At 66.7% G+C, this 14499-nt stretch carries 15 protein-coding genes; 8 read left to right on the top strand and 7 right to left on the bottom strand.

The window, feature by feature from the left end; all coding sequences use genetic code 11:
• Nucleotides 1-87 precede the first annotated feature (87 nt).
• The 5 genes from scpB to F579_RS0105495 are packed head-to-tail and all read right to left on the bottom strand — an operon-like array spanning nucleotide 88 to nucleotide 4933.
• Nucleotides 88-774, bottom strand: a complete 687-nt coding sequence (gene scpB, locus F579_RS0105475; protein WP_019025150.1) for an SMC-Scp complex subunit ScpB — start codon at nucleotides 772-774, stop codon at nucleotides 88-90.
• A complete protein-coding gene (locus F579_RS0105480; protein WP_019025151.1) occupies nucleotides 771-1628 on the bottom strand; it encodes a ScpA family protein in 858 nt (285 codons plus the stop codon). Before F579_RS0105480 ends, scpB begins: the two co-directional genes overlap by 4 nt.
• Before the next feature lie 32 nt (nucleotides 1629-1660).
• Nucleotides 1661-2881 carry a tryptophan--tRNA ligase gene (locus tag F579_RS0105485; RefSeq protein WP_019025152.1) on the bottom strand — a complete coding sequence of 407 codons (1221 nt, stop codon included), beginning with the start codon at nucleotides 2879-2881 and terminating at the stop codon, nucleotides 1661-1663.
• A 46-nt stretch (nucleotides 2882-2927) separates the two neighbouring features.
• Complete coding sequence (locus F579_RS0105490; protein WP_019025153.1) at nucleotides 2928-4289, bottom strand: DUF945 family protein; 1362 nt, start codon at nucleotides 4287-4289, stop codon at nucleotides 2928-2930.
• A 26-nt stretch (nucleotides 4290-4315) separates the two neighbouring features.
• Complete coding sequence (locus F579_RS0105495; protein ID WP_019025154.1) at nucleotides 4316-4933, bottom strand: L-threonylcarbamoyladenylate synthase; 618 nt, start codon at nucleotides 4931-4933, stop codon at nucleotides 4316-4318.
• A gap of 111 nt (nucleotides 4934-5044) precedes the next feature.
• On the opposite strand from F579_RS0105495, the gene F579_RS0105500 reads away from it, so the two are divergent.
• Complete coding sequence (locus F579_RS0105500; RefSeq protein WP_019025155.1) at nucleotides 5045-5341, top strand: YciI family protein; 297 nt, start codon at nucleotides 5045-5047, stop codon at nucleotides 5339-5341.
• A gap of 2 nt (nucleotides 5342-5343) precedes the next feature.
• A complete protein-coding gene (locus tag F579_RS0105505) occupies nucleotides 5344-6213 on the top strand; it encodes a peptidylprolyl isomerase (RefSeq protein ID WP_019025156.1) in 870 nt (289 codons plus the stop codon).
• Nucleotides 6214-6255: 42 nt separating this feature from the next.
• Here the strand turns inward: F579_RS0105505 and F579_RS0105510 are convergent, their stop codons facing one another.
• Nucleotides 6256-6804, bottom strand: a complete 549-nt coding sequence (locus F579_RS0105510) for a copper chaperone PCu(A)C (protein ID WP_026301116.1) — start codon at nucleotides 6802-6804, stop codon at nucleotides 6256-6258.
• A 466-nt stretch (nucleotides 6805-7270) separates the two neighbouring features.
• Here F579_RS0105510 and F579_RS0105515 point away from each other — a divergent pair, with 466 nt between their 5' ends.
• The 5 genes from F579_RS0105515 to F579_RS0105535 all read left to right on the top strand — a co-directional run bounded on the left by F579_RS0105515 (nucleotide 7271) and on the right by F579_RS0105535 (nucleotide 13474).
• The gene (locus F579_RS0105515) at nucleotides 7271-8590 is read left to right on the top strand and encodes an efflux RND transporter periplasmic adaptor subunit (RefSeq protein ID WP_019025158.1); all 1320 of its coding nucleotides are present in this window, start codon (nucleotides 7271-7273) and stop codon (nucleotides 8588-8590) included.
• Nucleotides 8583-11777: an efflux RND transporter permease subunit gene (locus F579_RS0105520; RefSeq protein ID WP_019025159.1), complete on the top strand. Its 3195-nt coding sequence runs from the start codon at nucleotides 8583-8585 to the stop codon at nucleotides 11775-11777. The genes F579_RS0105515 and F579_RS0105520 overlap by 8 nt, the downstream gene beginning before the upstream one ends.
• 91 nt (nucleotides 11778-11868) lie before the next feature.
• On the top strand, nucleotides 11869-12306 hold the full coding sequence (locus F579_RS0105525) for a hypothetical protein (protein WP_012983101.1): 438 nt from the start codon (nucleotides 11869-11871) through the stop codon (nucleotides 12304-12306).
• A gap of 66 nt (nucleotides 12307-12372) precedes the next feature.
• Nucleotides 12373-13020 carry an endonuclease III gene (nth, locus tag F579_RS0105530; RefSeq protein WP_019025160.1) on the top strand — a complete coding sequence of 216 codons (648 nt, stop codon included), beginning with the start codon at nucleotides 12373-12375 and terminating at the stop codon, nucleotides 13018-13020.
• A 28-nt stretch (nucleotides 13021-13048) separates the two neighbouring features.
• Nucleotides 13049-13474, top strand: a complete 426-nt coding sequence (locus tag F579_RS0105535; RefSeq protein ID WP_019025161.1) for a DUF1841 family protein — start codon at nucleotides 13049-13051, stop codon at nucleotides 13472-13474.
• 15 nt (nucleotides 13475-13489) lie between these two features.
• On the opposite strand, the gene F579_RS0105540 is transcribed toward F579_RS0105535, so the two are convergent.
• Nucleotides 13490-13939 carry a hypothetical protein gene (locus F579_RS0105540; RefSeq protein ID WP_019025162.1) on the bottom strand — a complete coding sequence of 150 codons (450 nt, stop codon included), beginning with the start codon at nucleotides 13937-13939 and terminating at the stop codon, nucleotides 13490-13492.
• A 113-nt stretch (nucleotides 13940-14052) separates the two neighbouring features.
• Here F579_RS0105540 and F579_RS0105545 point away from each other — a divergent pair, with 113 nt between their 5' ends.
• Complete coding sequence (locus F579_RS0105545) at nucleotides 14053-14487, top strand: SRPBCC family protein (protein WP_019584607.1); 435 nt, start codon at nucleotides 14053-14055, stop codon at nucleotides 14485-14487.
• Nucleotides 14488-14499 lie beyond the last annotated feature (12 nt).

Below are 14499 nucleotides of genomic sequence, written 5' to 3' on the forward strand. Positions count from 1 at the left end.
CCGGATGCCGAACCAGGCCCAGCCTCAACGACCGCAGCTAGTCGAGCACGGCACATCAAGACCAGGGTCCGACAGAACGGGCGTCGGCTAGCGGGAGTCGTCGTCGGAGTCGGGGGCGGGCTCGAGGCGGAGCTGGCCATTGGCCTCGTCCTCGGGCGGTGCGAGGGTGAAACCCGCGTCGGAGGCGACGTCCGCCAGGTCGCGGATCGCGTCCAGCGGCGGCAGTTCCTCCAGGCGCTTCAGGCCCAGGTCGTCGAGGAACGTCCGCGTCGTCGCGTACAGCGCAGGACGACCCGGCACCTCCTTGTGCCCCACCACGCGTACCCATTCGCGCTCCTGCAGGGTACGCATGATCCCGGAGCTAACCGCCACGCCACGTACCGCCTCGATCTCGGCGCGCGTCACCGGCTGGCGATAGGCAATGATCGCCAGCGTCTCCAGCAGCGCGCGCGACAGCCGCGCGGGGCGTTCGGGCTGCGCCGCCTGGACCGTGGCCGAGAAGCGGGCCCGCACGCGGAAGCGGTATCCGCCAGCGGTGCGCACCAGCTCAATGGCGCGATCCGCATAGCGCTCCTGCAGTCGGCCAATCGCCTGATCCAGCGTCGGCTGATCGATCTCGCCCAGATCCTCGCAAGCGGCCTTCAGATCACGCGGGGCGACCGGCTCGGCGGCGGCAAAGAGGACTGCCTCGATCGCGAGTTCGATGGCGCCGAGCGTGTCGGTGTCGAGCTCGGTAGCGGCTTGCGGGGCGTCAGGGCTGGTGACGTCGTTCATGCTTCCTCCGTGTCCGGCCGGCCACCCCGGCGGCGCAGCCGAATCGGGCTGTAGGGTTCGCTCTGGCCCCACTCCACCAGGCCGGACTTGGTCAGCTCCAGCACGGCGAGAAACGAAACCACCACGCCCTGACGCCCTTCGGAGGCGAGCAGGAGCGTGACGAAGTCGGTAAACCGCTCCGGGTGCAGGACCTCGAGGATACTGCTCATGCGCTCGCGCACCGACAACTGCTCGGTGGAGATGTGATGGTGTGCGGAAAGGCTGGCCCGATGCATCACCGCGGCCAGGGCCTCCATCAGTTCGTCCATCGTGGGAGCCGGGGGTGGCGGCCCCTCCAATGCCTCGACGCTGGCAGCAGCGGCGTACACGTCGCGATCCATGCGCGGGATCTCGTCCAGCCGCTCGGCCGCGGTCTTGAACTGCTCGTACTCCTGCAGTTGCCGGATCAGCGCCATGCGCGGATCCGTGTCCTCGTCCGCGTCGGCCTGCACCGGGCGCGGCAGCAGCATGCGCGACTTGATCTCGGCGAGCAGCGCCGCCATCACCAGATACTCGCCGGCCAGTTCCAGCCGCAGCGCACGCATGACCTCGATATACGCCATGTACTGGCGCGTGATCTCGGCGATCGGGATGGCGAGGATATCGAGGTTCTGTCGGCGGATCAGGTACAGCAACAGGTCCAGCGGACCCTCGAACGATTCGAGGAAGACCTCCAGCGCATCCGGGGGGATATACAGATCGGCCGGCAGTTCGGCCACCGGCTCGCCATGCACGCGATAGACAAACTCGCCTTCCGCTCCGGTCTCGACCGTCGCGGAGTTCTCCAGGTCCGTCAGCTCATCGCGCGGGTCCATGGCTCATCTCGGTGGAAACTTCCCGAATGGGGTCATCGCAGGTAATCCAGGCCCATCACGCGGCGTACCTCTTCCAGGGTCTCGCGCGCCTCTTCGCGCGCGGCTTCGGAGCCCTCAACGATGATCGAGCGCACCAGGGCCGGGTCCTCGGCATACTCCTTGGCGCGTTGCTGGATCGGCTCCAGTTCCGCCTGTACTTCCTCGATCAGCGGCCGCTTGCAGTCGATGCAGCCAATCCCGGCCGAGGTGCAGCCCTCGTGCAGCTCGGCACGCTTGGCCTCGTCGGTATAGACCAGGTGCAGGTCCCAGACCGGGCATTTCTCCGGCGTGCCGGGATCGGTACGGCGCACGCGCGCCGGGTCGGTCGGCATGGTCCGGATCAGTTTTTCCACCTCGGCCGGCTCGGTGCGCAGGCTGATGGTATTGCCGTAGCTCTTGGACATCTTGCGCCCGTCCAGCCCCGGCATCTTCGCGGTGGGCGTGAGCTTGGCCTGGGGCTCCGGCAGGATGATCTTGCCACCGCCTTCAAGGTAGCCGAACAGGCGCTCGCGATCCCCCAGCGAGATGTTCTGCTGCGACTCGAGCATCGCCCGGGCGACTTCCAGTGCGTCGTCCTCGCCGTGCTCCTGGAACCGCTTGCGCAGGTCGCGGTAGCGCTTGGCGGCCTTCTTGCCCATCTTGTCGATCGCGGCCTCGGCCTTCTCCGCAAAGCCCGGCTCGCGACCATAGAGATGGTTGAAGCGACGCGCGATCTCGCGCGTCACCTCCAGATGCGAGACCTGATCCTCACCGACCGGGACCATGCCGGCGCGGTAGGCCAGCACATCCGCGCTTTGCAGCACGGGGTAGCCCAGAAAGCCGTAGGTCGCCAGATCCTTCTCGCGCAGCTGTTCCTGCTGGTCCTTGTACGTCGGCACGCGTTCCAGCCAGCCGAGCGGGGTAATCATCGACAGCAGAAGGTGCAGCTCCGCATGCTCCGGCACGCGCGACTGCACGAACAGCGTGGCGGAGCCGGGGCTCACCCCGGCCGCCAACCAGTCGATCACCATCTCGGTGACATGCTGCTGCAAGTCACCCGGGTCTTCGTAGTGCGTGGTCAGCGCATGCCAGTCGGCGACGAAGAAGAAGCACTCGTAGTTGTGCTGCAGCTCGATCCAGTTTTTCAGGACGCCGTGATAATGGCCCAGATGCAGGTGCCCGGTCGGGCGCATGCCCGAGATCACGCGCTGATTCGTTCCCTGGTTGCTGGTCACGAGTGGTTCCTTCTCCGTTATTCGTGGGGTTCGTTGGGGATGATACTCAGAACATGCCGCCCGAAAGGGCAAACAGCATGCCCAACAGGGCCGCCGTGCGATCGCGTTCGTTCACGTACACGCGACCGTCTTCCATATTCAGGTGCCCGCGCCAGAGCTCGGCGTCGGCGTCCCGCTGCAGCCAGCCCTGCGCGGCCAGGGCATGGACACGCTCGTCCAGCTCCACATCGGGATAGGCCGCCTCGAACTCGCGTACCCATTCCAGCCCGAGCCGCAGTTCGCTGTCCAGTACCACCGTCTCCAGCGGCCGGGTGCGGAAGCCGCGCGCATCACCGCGCAGGCCCAGCTCGGTCTCCAGCGCCACCTGATGTGCGGGGGATTCATTGAACGAGGCCTTCAGCTCCACCGCCGGGCTATGTTCGATCATGCGCTCGATCGCGTCGGTGATCACCGACCCGCCAAGCGCCAGGCGCTGACCGCGTTCGAGGTCACGCTCCTGCAACGCCTCCAGGTCCTGGATCATCTGCAGCAGTGCCGGGCGGTCCCAGCGCAGCACCGCCAGCTGGAGATCGACAGTCTCGAGTTCCAGCACGTCGGCATCCGCCTCGCGCAGGCGGACCTCGTCGATCTCAAGACGAAGGCGGCTGTCCAGGCGATCGTTATTGGTCTTCTGGAAGGCATTCACCCGCGGCCGGGTCAGCTCCATCTCGCCCTGCTCGTCGCGAAAGTGAACCTGCGCGGCCGCCAGGCCACCCTCGTAATCCGGCAGGCGGCCGTAGATGCCATCCGCGTCCGGCTCGAACACGGTGGCAAAACGGGCCTGCTCCACTCGCAGGTCCGCCTCGTCGTCATGCAGACGCAGCGCGGGCAGGTCCAGGCTCAGCAGCAGTTGCTCCGCCGACCAGGCAAAGCGCCCCTGACCCGCATCCAGCTCGAGCCACAGCGGCCCTTCGCCATCAACCCGGTCGGCCACATCCGGGACCTCCATCAGGTCCAGCGTCAGGGGCTCGAACTGCACGCGCGTGGTCAGACGACCGCCCATGCCGGCGTGCGTCTGCACGACCAGGTCGAGCTCGTGCAGCAGATGGGCCGCCAGCGAACCCTCCGGGGCCTCGAGGGCATCCAGATCCACGTTCGACTCGCCGCGGGCGCCGAGCACCCCGTGGCGCACCCGGTGTTCCAGCGGAATGACCAGTTCGGTCTCGCCATCGTTGAGCGTCAGCTCGCTGCGCGCGGTGGCGGTGCGATAGCTGCGCCGGTACTCGACCATCTCGTGGCGCAAGTCCACCTCGCCAATGCGTGCCTGCTGGGCCTCGGTTACGTTGCGCTCGACCTGCCCACCGACAAACACAGGCCAGGCCGCGACCACGATCAGCAACACCAGTACCAGCACGATCCATTTACGCATCACGCATCTCCCGGGTCTCCATGCCCTCACGCTTCCTCAAGAAACGCCACGTCGCCGACCCCGTGACGGATGATCTCCGGCACATCACCGGTCAGGTCAATCACGCTCGTGGGCTCCAGGGTACCGGCCCCGCCATCGACGACTTCGTCCACGACCTTTGACAGCCGCTCGTCGATCACCCAGGGCTCGCTCAGTGGCAAATCCTCGCCCGGCAGTTGCAACGTCGCGGTCATCAGCGGCGATCCCAGTTCCTCGAGCAGCGCCGAGACGATGCGACTGTCCGGGACGCGCAGGCCGATGGTGCGGCGCTTGGGGTGCTGCAGGCGGCGCGGCACCTCGCGCGTGGCCGGCAGGATGAAGGTATAGGGCCCGGGCGTCAGGCCTTTCATCAGACGAAAGGCCGTGTTGTCCACCTTGGCATAGACGCCGAGCTCCGAAAGATCCCGGCACAGCAGCGTGAGGTGATGGGTCTCGTCAACCTGGCGTATGCGGCGGATACGGTCGGCACCCGCCTTGTCGCCCGGCAGGCAGGCCAGGGCATAACAGGCGTCGGTCGGGATCGCGATCACGGCGCCCTCGTGCAGCCGATCCAGGACCTGCCGGATCAGCCGGGGCTGCGGGTTTTCGGGGTGTATCGCGATCATGAAGTCGGGCCACTGATGACAAGGCGCGCAGTGTAGCGCATGGTGGGCGCCGCTTATAAGGCGGGCTGGCTGCGTTAGAATTCACGTCCCAACCCACGGAGACGCCGATCAATGCTCTACATGATCCAGGGCCAGGATGCGCCCGACTCGCTGGATTCCCGCCTCGCTGCGCGGCCGGAACACGTCGCCCGCCTGCAGGCGCTGCACGAGGCCGGCCGCCTGGTTCTGGCCGGTCCGCTGCCGGCGATCGACAGCAACGACCCGGGCCCCGCCGGCTTCACCGGCAGCCTGATCGTGGCCGAGTTCCCCTCGCTGGAGGCCGCCCACGAGTGGGCCGATGCCGATCCCTATGTCGCCGCGGGGGTCTACACCTCGGTCGACGTTCGCCCCTTCAAGCAGGTGTTTTGATCATGCGTACCCGTCCCGCCGCGCTCATTGCCGCCCTCGCGCTCGCGGGCCTTCTGGCCGCCTGCGGTAATGGCGACGAGGGTCTGCCGCTACCCGACGAAGAGGCCAGCGAGCTCGACGAAATCATCACCGATACCGATGACGAGGACACCGTCGCCATCGTCAACGGCCGCGCGATTACCCGCGCCGACCTGTTTACCTATGCCGGCATGGACGAGGATCCGGGGCTGGCCGCGCAGGGCCAGGGCGTGCTGGACGAGGTGATCAGCCTGGAACTGCTGCGTCAGGAGGCACTGGAACGCGGGCTGGACGACGACCCCGAGATCCAGCGCATCCTGAAGATGGTCGAGACCAATCTGCTGGCTTCCATGCTGATGGAGCGCATCGCCGAGGAGCTCGAGATCAGCGAAGAGGACGTGGAAGCGGAATACGAGCGCCAGGTCGAATACCTGCGCGGTACCGAGTACCGCGCGCGTCACATCCTGGTCGAGGACGAAGACAACGCCCGCGAGCTGCTGGCGCGATTGGACGACGGGGCCGATTTTGCGGAGCTGGCCGAGGAGCACTCCATCGACCCGGGATCCGCCGCCCGGGGCGGGGACCTGGGCTGGTTCACGTCCGATGGCATGGTGCCGGAATTCGCGGCCGCCACCGAGGCGCTGGAACCCGGCCAGACCACCGACACGCCCGTGCAGTCACAGTTCGGCTGGCACCTGATCCGTCTGGACGACACCCGCGAGGTGGAAGTCCCGCCACTGGACGAGGTGCGCACCGAGATCATCGAGATTCTGGAAAGCCGCGCAATACAGGAAAAACTGGAGGCCCTTCGCGCCGAGGCGACGATCGAAATCCCGAACCGGCCGGAGAACTAAGGAACCAGTGTTTCCTTAACTCCACCCGTGCTGGCGGGCGCGTCAGTGCCCGTGGCCGCCACGCCCGTGGCCCGCGTCGTCGTGCTCCATGTGGCCGCGCCCGGCGCCCTCCTCGGCCTCGCCACGGCGCACCTGCATGTGGACATCCATGGTCTCGCCGTCCTCGAAGGTCACCCGCACGGCGACCCAGTCACCGGCCGTCAGTGGCTCATGCAGGCCGATGAACATCAGGTGCAGGCCGCCCGGCTCCAGCACCAGGGTCTCGCCCGCGGGCAGGTCCAGATAATCAACCTGGCGCATGCGCATCACGCCATCTTCATGGGTGTGCTCGTGCAATTCAGTGGTCTCGGCGATCGGCGACTCGGCGGCCACGATCCGACGGTCGGACTCGCCAGTGTTGCGCAGCTCCAGGTACCCGGCGGTGGTATCCCCCGGCACCAGACGCACCCACGGCGTACTTTCCATCTCCAGCCCTTCCAGGCATTCGCAAACCTTCGGTTCGTCGTCGGCCATCGTGGTGCCACCACCTACACCGAGGCCAAGAACCAGGGCGACGGCCCCGAGGTGTCGTAATACGCCAAGTTTGGTCATCGCTCTCTCCAAATATCTGACGGGCCGCATACTAAGGAAACACTGATCAATGTACACACTCGCGCTCGAGTCGCTTTTGCGTGCGAACAAGGCGCGGTAACCGCCGTGCAGTCATTCTGCACAAGGGAGCCGCAACGCCGTTCCCGCGCCCGTTTTTGATAACAACGGGCGGCCGAGCCCCTTCGTTCATTAAGTTGCGGGGTTGGTACCCCAGGTTCCCCGATCCTGCGTTGCGCCGCTTGCGGGTAGAACCACTACCCGCTGCACGACGCGTCTTGCCTCGGAAAACCTGGGATACCAACGCGAGTGTGTACATTGATCAGTGTTTCCTTAACCCAGCAGGCATCATCGGCGAGGCACAGTCGCGTACACAGACAATTCGCTTAAAATGTCGCTCCGGAAAGGAACCCTCCGCCCTCCACGTGCCTCCAACCGACCGGCCCTGCCCCATCCGACCGAGAACCCAATGCCGCGCTTCCTTCGACGTGCCCTGCCCCCTTTGCTGATCCTTGCCGCCGCGATCGTGGGCTTCCTCGTATTGCGCGCGACCGGGCCCGAGGCACCCGCGCCAGAGGCCACCGAACGGACCTGGCCGGTGCAGGGACTGGTGGCCGAGCTCGGCGAACACCACCCGGGCATCCTGCTGAACGGACGCAGCGCGTCGGCCCGGACGGCCACCCTGCGCGCAGCCGTGGAGGGCGAGATCGAGGCCGTCCCGGCCCGGATCGGCGCCCGCATGGAGGCTGGCGAAACCCTGGTGCGCATCGACCCGCGCGAGGCGGAGCTGCTGCTGGCCCAGCGCACGGCCGAACGCCGCGAACTGGAGGGGGCCAAAGAAAGCGAGGAGATCCGCGCCCGTTTCGATCGCGAGGCCCTGGTGCGCGAACGAGAGCTCCTGGAAATCGCCGAGCGTGGGCTGCGCCGTGCACAGAACCTGCGCGAACGCGATCTCGGTTCCGAGACCGACGTGGACACAGCCCGGGAGGCCCTGGAACAGGCCAGCCTGACGGTGGACAACCGCGAGCAGGCGGTGGCCGATGCCCCGATGCGCATGGCCCAGGCAGAAGCCCGCCTGGAACGCGCGCGAGCCGCCGAGGATCAGGCGCGCATCGATCTCGAGCGCACCATGATCGCCGCGCCCTTCGATGCCCGGGTGGTCGAGGTCGAGGTGGCGGCCGGCGAGCGCGCCCGGCCGGGCGACCCGCTGGTGCGCCTGTTCGCGCTCGACGATCTCGAGATTCGCGCCAGCATCCCGGCCTACATCCTCCCGCGCATCGAGGAACTGCTGGACGCGGGCGAGGAACTGACCGCCCGCGCCCAAGTGGGCGGGCGCACAGTGCGTACCGAACTGACGCGCCTGGAAGGCGAGACGCGTGCGGGCGAGGCCGGGACGCGCGGCATCTTCGAGGTGCGCGAGGGTCATTCGGCGCTGAATCTCAACCGCTTTGTCGAGCTGACGCTGCGCCTGCCGGCCGAGGCCGACAGCGTGGCTGTACCCTACGAGGCCCTGTATGGCCGGGACCAGATCTTCCGCGTGGTGGATGACCGCATGCAGTCGCTGCGGGTCGAGCGCCTCGGCGAGTTCGTGACCGATGCCGGGGACGTCCGGGCGCTGATCCGTCACCCGGATCTGGAGACGGGCGACATCCTGGTCGCCACCCGCCTGCCCAATGCCGTGGACGGTCTGAAGGTCGAGGTCGAGGAGCCCGGCGAACGCCCGGACCGCGATGCCGCGATCCCGCGCGCCTCCGACCGCAACGGGGAACAGGACCCGAACGATGACTGACGCCGATCCCGGCCAGCGCGCCGGCGACGGCCCGGACGAGCGCCCAATGCCCGGCGGGGGATCGCGCGACAACGGCCGGCCACCGCGGGGTCCCATTCAACTGTTCCTGGAACACCGCCTGGCCGCGAATCTGCTGATCGCGCTAATGCTGCTGGCCGGGGCGTTCGCACTGACCAAGCTGAACACCCAGTTTTTCCCGAGTTTCGAGCTGGACTTCATGACCGTGGAAGTGGTCTGGAGCGGAGCCAGTGCGGAGGACGTGGAACAGGCGATCATCGATCCCCTGGAGCAGGACCTGCGCACCGTAGACGGCTTGCGCAACATGACCTCGACCTCTGCGCTGGGGGTCGGCGTGGTCACGCTGGAGTTCGAGGCGGGCACCGACATGACACGGGCCGCCGAGCAGGTCAATGACCGCGTCGACCAGCAGCGCAATCTGCCGGAGGACGCCGAAACCCCCGTCGTTAAACGGATCATCCGCTACGAGCCCGTAGCCCGGCTGCTGATTACCGGCCCGGAAGACCCGCAGCAGCTGCGCCGTCTGGCCCGCCAGTTCGAGCGCGAACTGCTCGATGCCGGTATCGCTCAGATCGAGTTCACCGGGCTGACCGAGGACGAGATGGCCATCCAGGTGCCTGCCCGCGAGCTCTACCGCCTGGACATGACCCTGGACCAGATTGGTGCGCAGATCCGCGAGATGGCACAGGACTTTCCCGCGGGTTCGGTCGGCCGCGATGATACCGCGCGCCAGATTCGCAGTCTGGAGCAGGCCCGCGATGTGATCGGCTTCGAGCGGCTGATCCTGCGCGGCGACACCGATCTGGGGCGCATCAGGCTGGGCGATATCGCCGATATCGAACTGCGCCCGCGCGATGGCGAGGTGCGCACCCGTGCCAACGGCAAGCCCGCGATCGAGATGCAGTTGCTGCGCTCGGAGACGGGCGACTCGCTGGAGGCCGCACGCGTCCTCGAGGACTGGCTGGAGGCGACCCGACCCGCCCTGCCCCCGGGCGTGGATCTCCAGGTGATGGATGCCTTCTGGGAACTGCTGGCCGAGCGCATCAACCTGCTGCTGAAAAACGGCCTCGGCGGCCTGATGCTGGTACTGGGGATCCTGTTCTTGTTCCTCAACCGGCATGTCGCGCTGCGTGTGGCCCTGGGCATCCCGATCGCGTTTACCGCCGCCTTTGTCGTGCTGTGGATCGTGGGCGGGTCGATCAACATGATCTCGCTGTTCGGCTTCATCATGTCGCTGGGGATCATCGTCGACAACGCAATCGTGGTCTCGGAGCACGCCTACAGCCTGCACCAGCGCGGGCTGGACGCGGGCCGGGCCGCGCGCGACGGCGCCCGACGCATGGTCGGGCCGGTGATCGCAGCGTCGCTGACCACCGTCGCCGCTTTCATGCCGCTGATGCTGATCGGCGGGGTGATCGGCAATATCCTGTTCGATATCCCGCTGGTGGTCATCTGCGTGATCGTGGCGACCCTGCTGATCGCGTTCCTGATCCTGCCGGCCCACCTGAAGGGTGTGATGCACCGGCTCAAGGAACCCGCCCCGAGCAGCCTGCGGGCGCGCTTCGACGCCGGCTTCGAGCGTCTGCGCAATGGCCCGTTCCGCCGCGCCGTCACGCACTCGGTGGACCATGCAGGGGTCACGCTGGCGCTGGCCGTGGGCGCGCTGATCCTCGCCATTGGCCTGGCGGCCAGCGGCCGCATCGGCTTCACCTTCTTCCCCTCGCCCGAGGGTACGATCGTCAACGCCGGGGTGAACTTCGTCGCCGGCACCCCGCCCGAGCGCGTGGAATCGTTCCTGATCCACGCCGAACGCGCCCTCGAGGAGACCGAGGAGGCGCTGGGCGGCAATCTAGTGCGCACCTCCGTGACCCGTCTCGGCAAAGGGATCGACCCGGGCGATGGCAACGCGCCGCGCGGAGAACAGTTCGGGAACATCCAGGTGGAACTGGTCTCACCGGAGGAGCGAACCGTGCGCAACCGCGAGTTCATCCGCGAGTGGGAGGATCGCATCCGACAGGCCCCGGGCATCGAAAACTTCTCCATCGACGAACGCCAGACCGGTCCGCCGGGCCGCGACCTCGATATCCGCCTGACCGGTGACGACCCGCATGTTCTGAAGGAGGCGGCGCTGGAGCTGGCCGATATGCTGGACGACTTCCCCGGGACCTTCGCCACGAGCGACGACACCCCGTTCGGGCGCGAGCAGTTCGTGTTTCAGGTGAAGCCCGAGGGCCGCGCGGTCGGGCTGACGACCGAATCGGTCGGCGTGCAGCTGCGCAATGCTTTTGATGGCTACCTCGCCCAGCTCTATCAGGACGGGCTGGAGGAAGTGGAGGTGCGCGTGCGCCTGCCGGATGGCGAGCGCCACCGCAGCGAGAGCCTCGAGCGGCTGAACCTGCGCCTGCCGGACGGGGCGTTCGTGCCACTGGACGACGTCGTCGAACTGCGCTCGCGCCAGGGATTCGAGACCCTGCGCCACGCCGATACGCGACTGGCCATTCAGGTCTCGACCGAGGTGGATCGGGCGGTCAACAACGCCGCCCGCATCCGGGCAGCACTCGAGGACGGACCACTGGACGATCTGGCCAACCGCTTTGGCGTCGAGTACTCGTTCGAAGGTCGCGCGGCCGATCAGGAAGAGACCTTTGCCGACATGCGGATGGGCCTGCTGCTGGCGCTCGGCCTGATGTACATCGTGCTGGCCTGGGTATTCGCCTCCTGGGGCTGGCCGCTGATCGTAATGGCAATCATCCCGTTCGGGATCCTCGGCGCGCTGTTCGGGCACTGGGTGATGGGCGTGGAGCTCACCATCCTGTCGCTGTTCGGGCTGTTCGGGCTGACCGGGATCGTGGTCAACAACTCGATCATCCTGGTCAGTTTCTACCAGGGGCTGCGCGAGACCGGACTCGCCCTGCGCGAGGCAATCGTGGAGGCCGCCTGTCAGCGCCTGCGAGCGGTCATCCTGACCTCGGTCACCACCATCGCCGGTCTCACGCCGCTGCTGTTCGAACGTTCGGTGCAGGCGCAGTTCCTGATCCCGATGGCGATCTCGATCGTGTTCGGGCTCGCGTTCGCCACCCTGCTGGTGCTGTTTGTGATCCCCGCACTACTGCGTCTGTACGAGGGGCGCTTCGGGCGCGCCGAGGCCACCGAGGCACCTGTTTCTTGATTCTCGCTCGCCAGCGAGTAAACTTCCGGCGCCACGAATTCCGTTTCACCGGGGCCCGGCCCCGGCAATCCAAACGTCCCAGGAGATTGGCATGGCTGGACATTTCCCGTTTGCTGGTAAGCGCGGCACGCGCTACGGCCTCGCCCCGCGCGGCACCATCGCCGCCTTTTTCGAAAACCACGGGTTCAACGAGGACCTGCAGGAGAAGTACTACAAGTGGTGGTACGACTGGGCCAAGGACTTCGTCGAGAAGGACGCCGACCTCTCCTACACCATGATCACCAAGTTCGACAGCTATCCGATGGGCACCCATGCCCACCACTCGTTCCATCTGAACGGCAAGTACTGGCCGAGCTGCCTGGACGAGCTGGGCTCGTTCATCCGTGACGTCATCTTCCCGAAGATGGACGAAAAGGCGATGCACGATCTCGAAGAGAAGCACGCCAAGATGATCAAGGACCTGGAGAAGGAAGCCGAGTCCAACCCGCGCGAAGCGGCCCCGGACGTCGGTCTGTTCCGCCACGTCTGATCGGCAGCCTTGCCGCAGCATCCGGCCCCGCCCTGCGGGGCCGGTTTGTTTAGGGAAACCTGCTTAATGAACGCCGCGAAGCGTGAAGCCATCTTCGAACGCCTGAAGGCGGCGAACCCCGAGCCGACCACCGAGCTCGAGTACAACACCCCCTTCGAGCTACTGATCGCGGTCATCCTGTCGGCCCAGGCCACGGATGTCGGCGTGAACAAGGCCACCCGCCGCCTCTACCCCGTCGCCAACACGCCCGAGGCCATCCTCGCGCTGGGCCTCGACGGGCTGAAGGAACACATCAAGACCATCGGCCTGTACAACGCCAAGGCCGAGAACGTGATCAAGACCTGCCGCATCCTGGTCGACCAGCACGGCGGCGAGGTCCCGCGCGACCGCAAGTCGCTGGAGGCCCTGCCGGGGGTGGGCCGCAAGACCGCGAACGTCGTCCTCAATACCGCCTTCGGCATGCCCACCATCGCGGTGGACACCCATATCTTCCGCGTCGCCAACCGCACCGGACTGGCATCCGGCAAGAACGTCCTCGAGGTCGAGAAGCGGTTGATGCGTCTGACCCCGAAGCCCTATTTGCAGGACGCCCATCACTGGCTGATCCTGCACGGGCGTTACATCTGCAAGGCGCGCAAGCCCGAGTGCTGGCGCTGTCCGATCGAGGACCTGTGCGAATACAAGGCGAAGACGCCGCCACCCATCGGCGCCTGACCACCCCCATACCTTCGAGGAACACCCCATGTACGGCAACCGCGACCAGATCCGCACCCAGTTCGTCGACGCCTGGCACAAGGCGCAGGCTGGCGAGACGCTGACCGACCTGGAACAGCAGCTGGTGGACGTGATATCGGAACACCCCGAGTACCACGAGTACATCAAGGACCGAGAGACCGCGCTGACCGGCGAATTCCCCCCCGAACTGGGCACCTCCAACCCTTTTTTGCACATGGCCATGCACCTGAGCCTGCGCGACCAGGCCCGCACCGACCGCCCCGCCGGCATTCAGGCCGCACATGCGAGCCTGTGCGCCCGCTTCGGGGTGATGGACGCCGAGCACCGGATGATGGAATGCCTGGGTCAGGCCCTGTGGGAGGCGCAGCGCAACAACGTGGCGCCGGACCAGAACGCCTACCTCGAGTGCATCCAGCGCCTCGCGGCGCGCTAGCCACCTGGAACCTGTCTATCGGGAGAAGAGGCGCTGCCACCAGCGCCGACGGCTTCCGGTCGGCGGCATCGCTGCCTGCAGATCCACCGGCGGCACCCGCGAGAGTACCCAGCCGGGCAGTATCCTCAGCCCCGACGACCCGCAACTGGCCCCCAGGTGGTTCGGGTCGAAGATCTTTACGAATTCCGGCGCCTCGCGATCGTCGACATAAACGATGCCGCAGTAATCCTCGTCGTGGTCCTGCCGCAGCAAGCGATCGACCTCCTCCAGGAAGCGCCGGAAATCCTCCGCCGAGACCGGCGCCTGGGGCACTGCATCGCCCACGGCATAGATATACCAGTGACCGTCCGCCCGTTCGCGCAAGCGTGCCCACAAGGCATCCAGGTCGTGCCAGTGCAACACGCCGGTGCTGCCCGCCTGAAAGCGCTCGAGAAATTCGGGTTCGGGGACGGGCTGGGCGGACATCGCGGTAACCGGTAGGGGTGAATCGTCATCGTAGCCCGCCGTCGACTCGCTTGCATGGAACCCACGGCCTGCGCGAGCCTCTGAACAGCAACACCCTTCCCAACGCCCGGACGATGCGTCAGCTCACTCACAATACCTCTCTCCACGCGGAACCGGAGCAGGTCTTCGACCTGTTGAGCCACGTGCCCAACTTTGTCGATCTGTGCGACAACGTCGAGCATATCGAGCCGCTGGGGGATGCGCGTTACCGCTGGACCATCCGCGCGGCGGGGATGAAGCTGCATTTCGATGTGGAGGTCTGCGAGGCCGCACGCCCGGAGTATTTTGCCTGGCGCTCGATCCGTGGCATCCAGAATAGGGGCAGCTACCGCCTGAGCCCCGGCGAGCCCGGTCACACGCAGGTGGAGTTCGAGTTGCAGTACCGCCTGGGCAGCCCGCTGCTCGAAGCCGCGGTACGCCGCGCCGCGCACTCACTGGTCGAACGCGTCTCCGGCCAGCTGATGACCCGCGTGCAACGCCGGCTCGATGCCGAGAACGGGCGCACCTGACGCTTCACGCCG

The sequence above is a fragment of the Thioalkalivibrio sp. ALJ21 genome (genome assembly GCF_000378605.1).
Lineage (GTDB): Bacteria > Pseudomonadota > Gammaproteobacteria > Ectothiorhodospirales > Ectothiorhodospiraceae > Thioalkalivibrio.

Bases quoted from the DNA above. Each gene is read 5' to 3' on its own strand.
- scpB (WP_019025150.1), bottom strand. From the start codon at position 774: ATGAACGACGTCACCAGCCCTGACGCCCCGCAAGCCGCTACCGAGCTC.
- F579_RS0105480 (WP_019025151.1), bottom strand. From the start codon at position 1,628: ATGGACCCGCGCGATGAGCTGACGGACCTGGAGAACTCCGCGACGGTC.
- F579_RS0105490 (WP_019025153.1), bottom strand. From the start codon at position 4,289: ATGCGTAAATGGATCGTGCTGGTACTGGTGTTGCTGATCGTGGTCGCG.
- F579_RS0105495 (WP_019025154.1), bottom strand. From the start codon at position 4,933: ATGATCGCGATACACCCCGAAAACCCGCAGCCCCGGCTGATCCGGCAG.
- F579_RS0105500 (WP_019025155.1), top strand. From the start codon at position 5,045: ATGCTCTACATGATCCAGGGCCAGGATGCGCCCGACTCGCTGGATTCC.
- F579_RS0105505 (WP_019025156.1), top strand. From the start codon at position 5,344: ATGCGTACCCGTCCCGCCGCGCTCATTGCCGCCCTCGCGCTCGCGGGC.
- F579_RS0105510 (WP_026301116.1), bottom strand. From the start codon at position 6,804: ATGACCAAACTTGGCGTATTACGACACCTCGGGGCCGTCGCCCTGGTT.
- F579_RS0105515 (WP_019025158.1), top strand. From the start codon at position 7,271: ATGCCGCGCTTCCTTCGACGTGCCCTGCCCCCTTTGCTGATCCTTGCC.
- F579_RS0105520 (WP_019025159.1), top strand. From the start codon at position 8,583: ATGACTGACGCCGATCCCGGCCAGCGCGCCGGCGACGGCCCGGACGAG.
- F579_RS0105525 (WP_012983101.1), top strand. From the start codon at position 11,869: ATGGCTGGACATTTCCCGTTTGCTGGTAAGCGCGGCACGCGCTACGGC.
- nth (WP_019025160.1), top strand. From the start codon at position 12,373: ATGAACGCCGCGAAGCGTGAAGCCATCTTCGAACGCCTGAAGGCGGCG.
- F579_RS0105535 (WP_019025161.1), top strand. From the start codon at position 13,049: ATGTACGGCAACCGCGACCAGATCCGCACCCAGTTCGTCGACGCCTGG.
- F579_RS0105540 (WP_019025162.1), bottom strand. From the start codon at position 13,939: ATGTCCGCCCAGCCCGTCCCCGAACCCGAATTTCTCGAGCGCTTTCAG.
- F579_RS0105545 (WP_019584607.1), top strand. From the start codon at position 14,053: ATGCGTCAGCTCACTCACAATACCTCTCTCCACGCGGAACCGGAGCAG.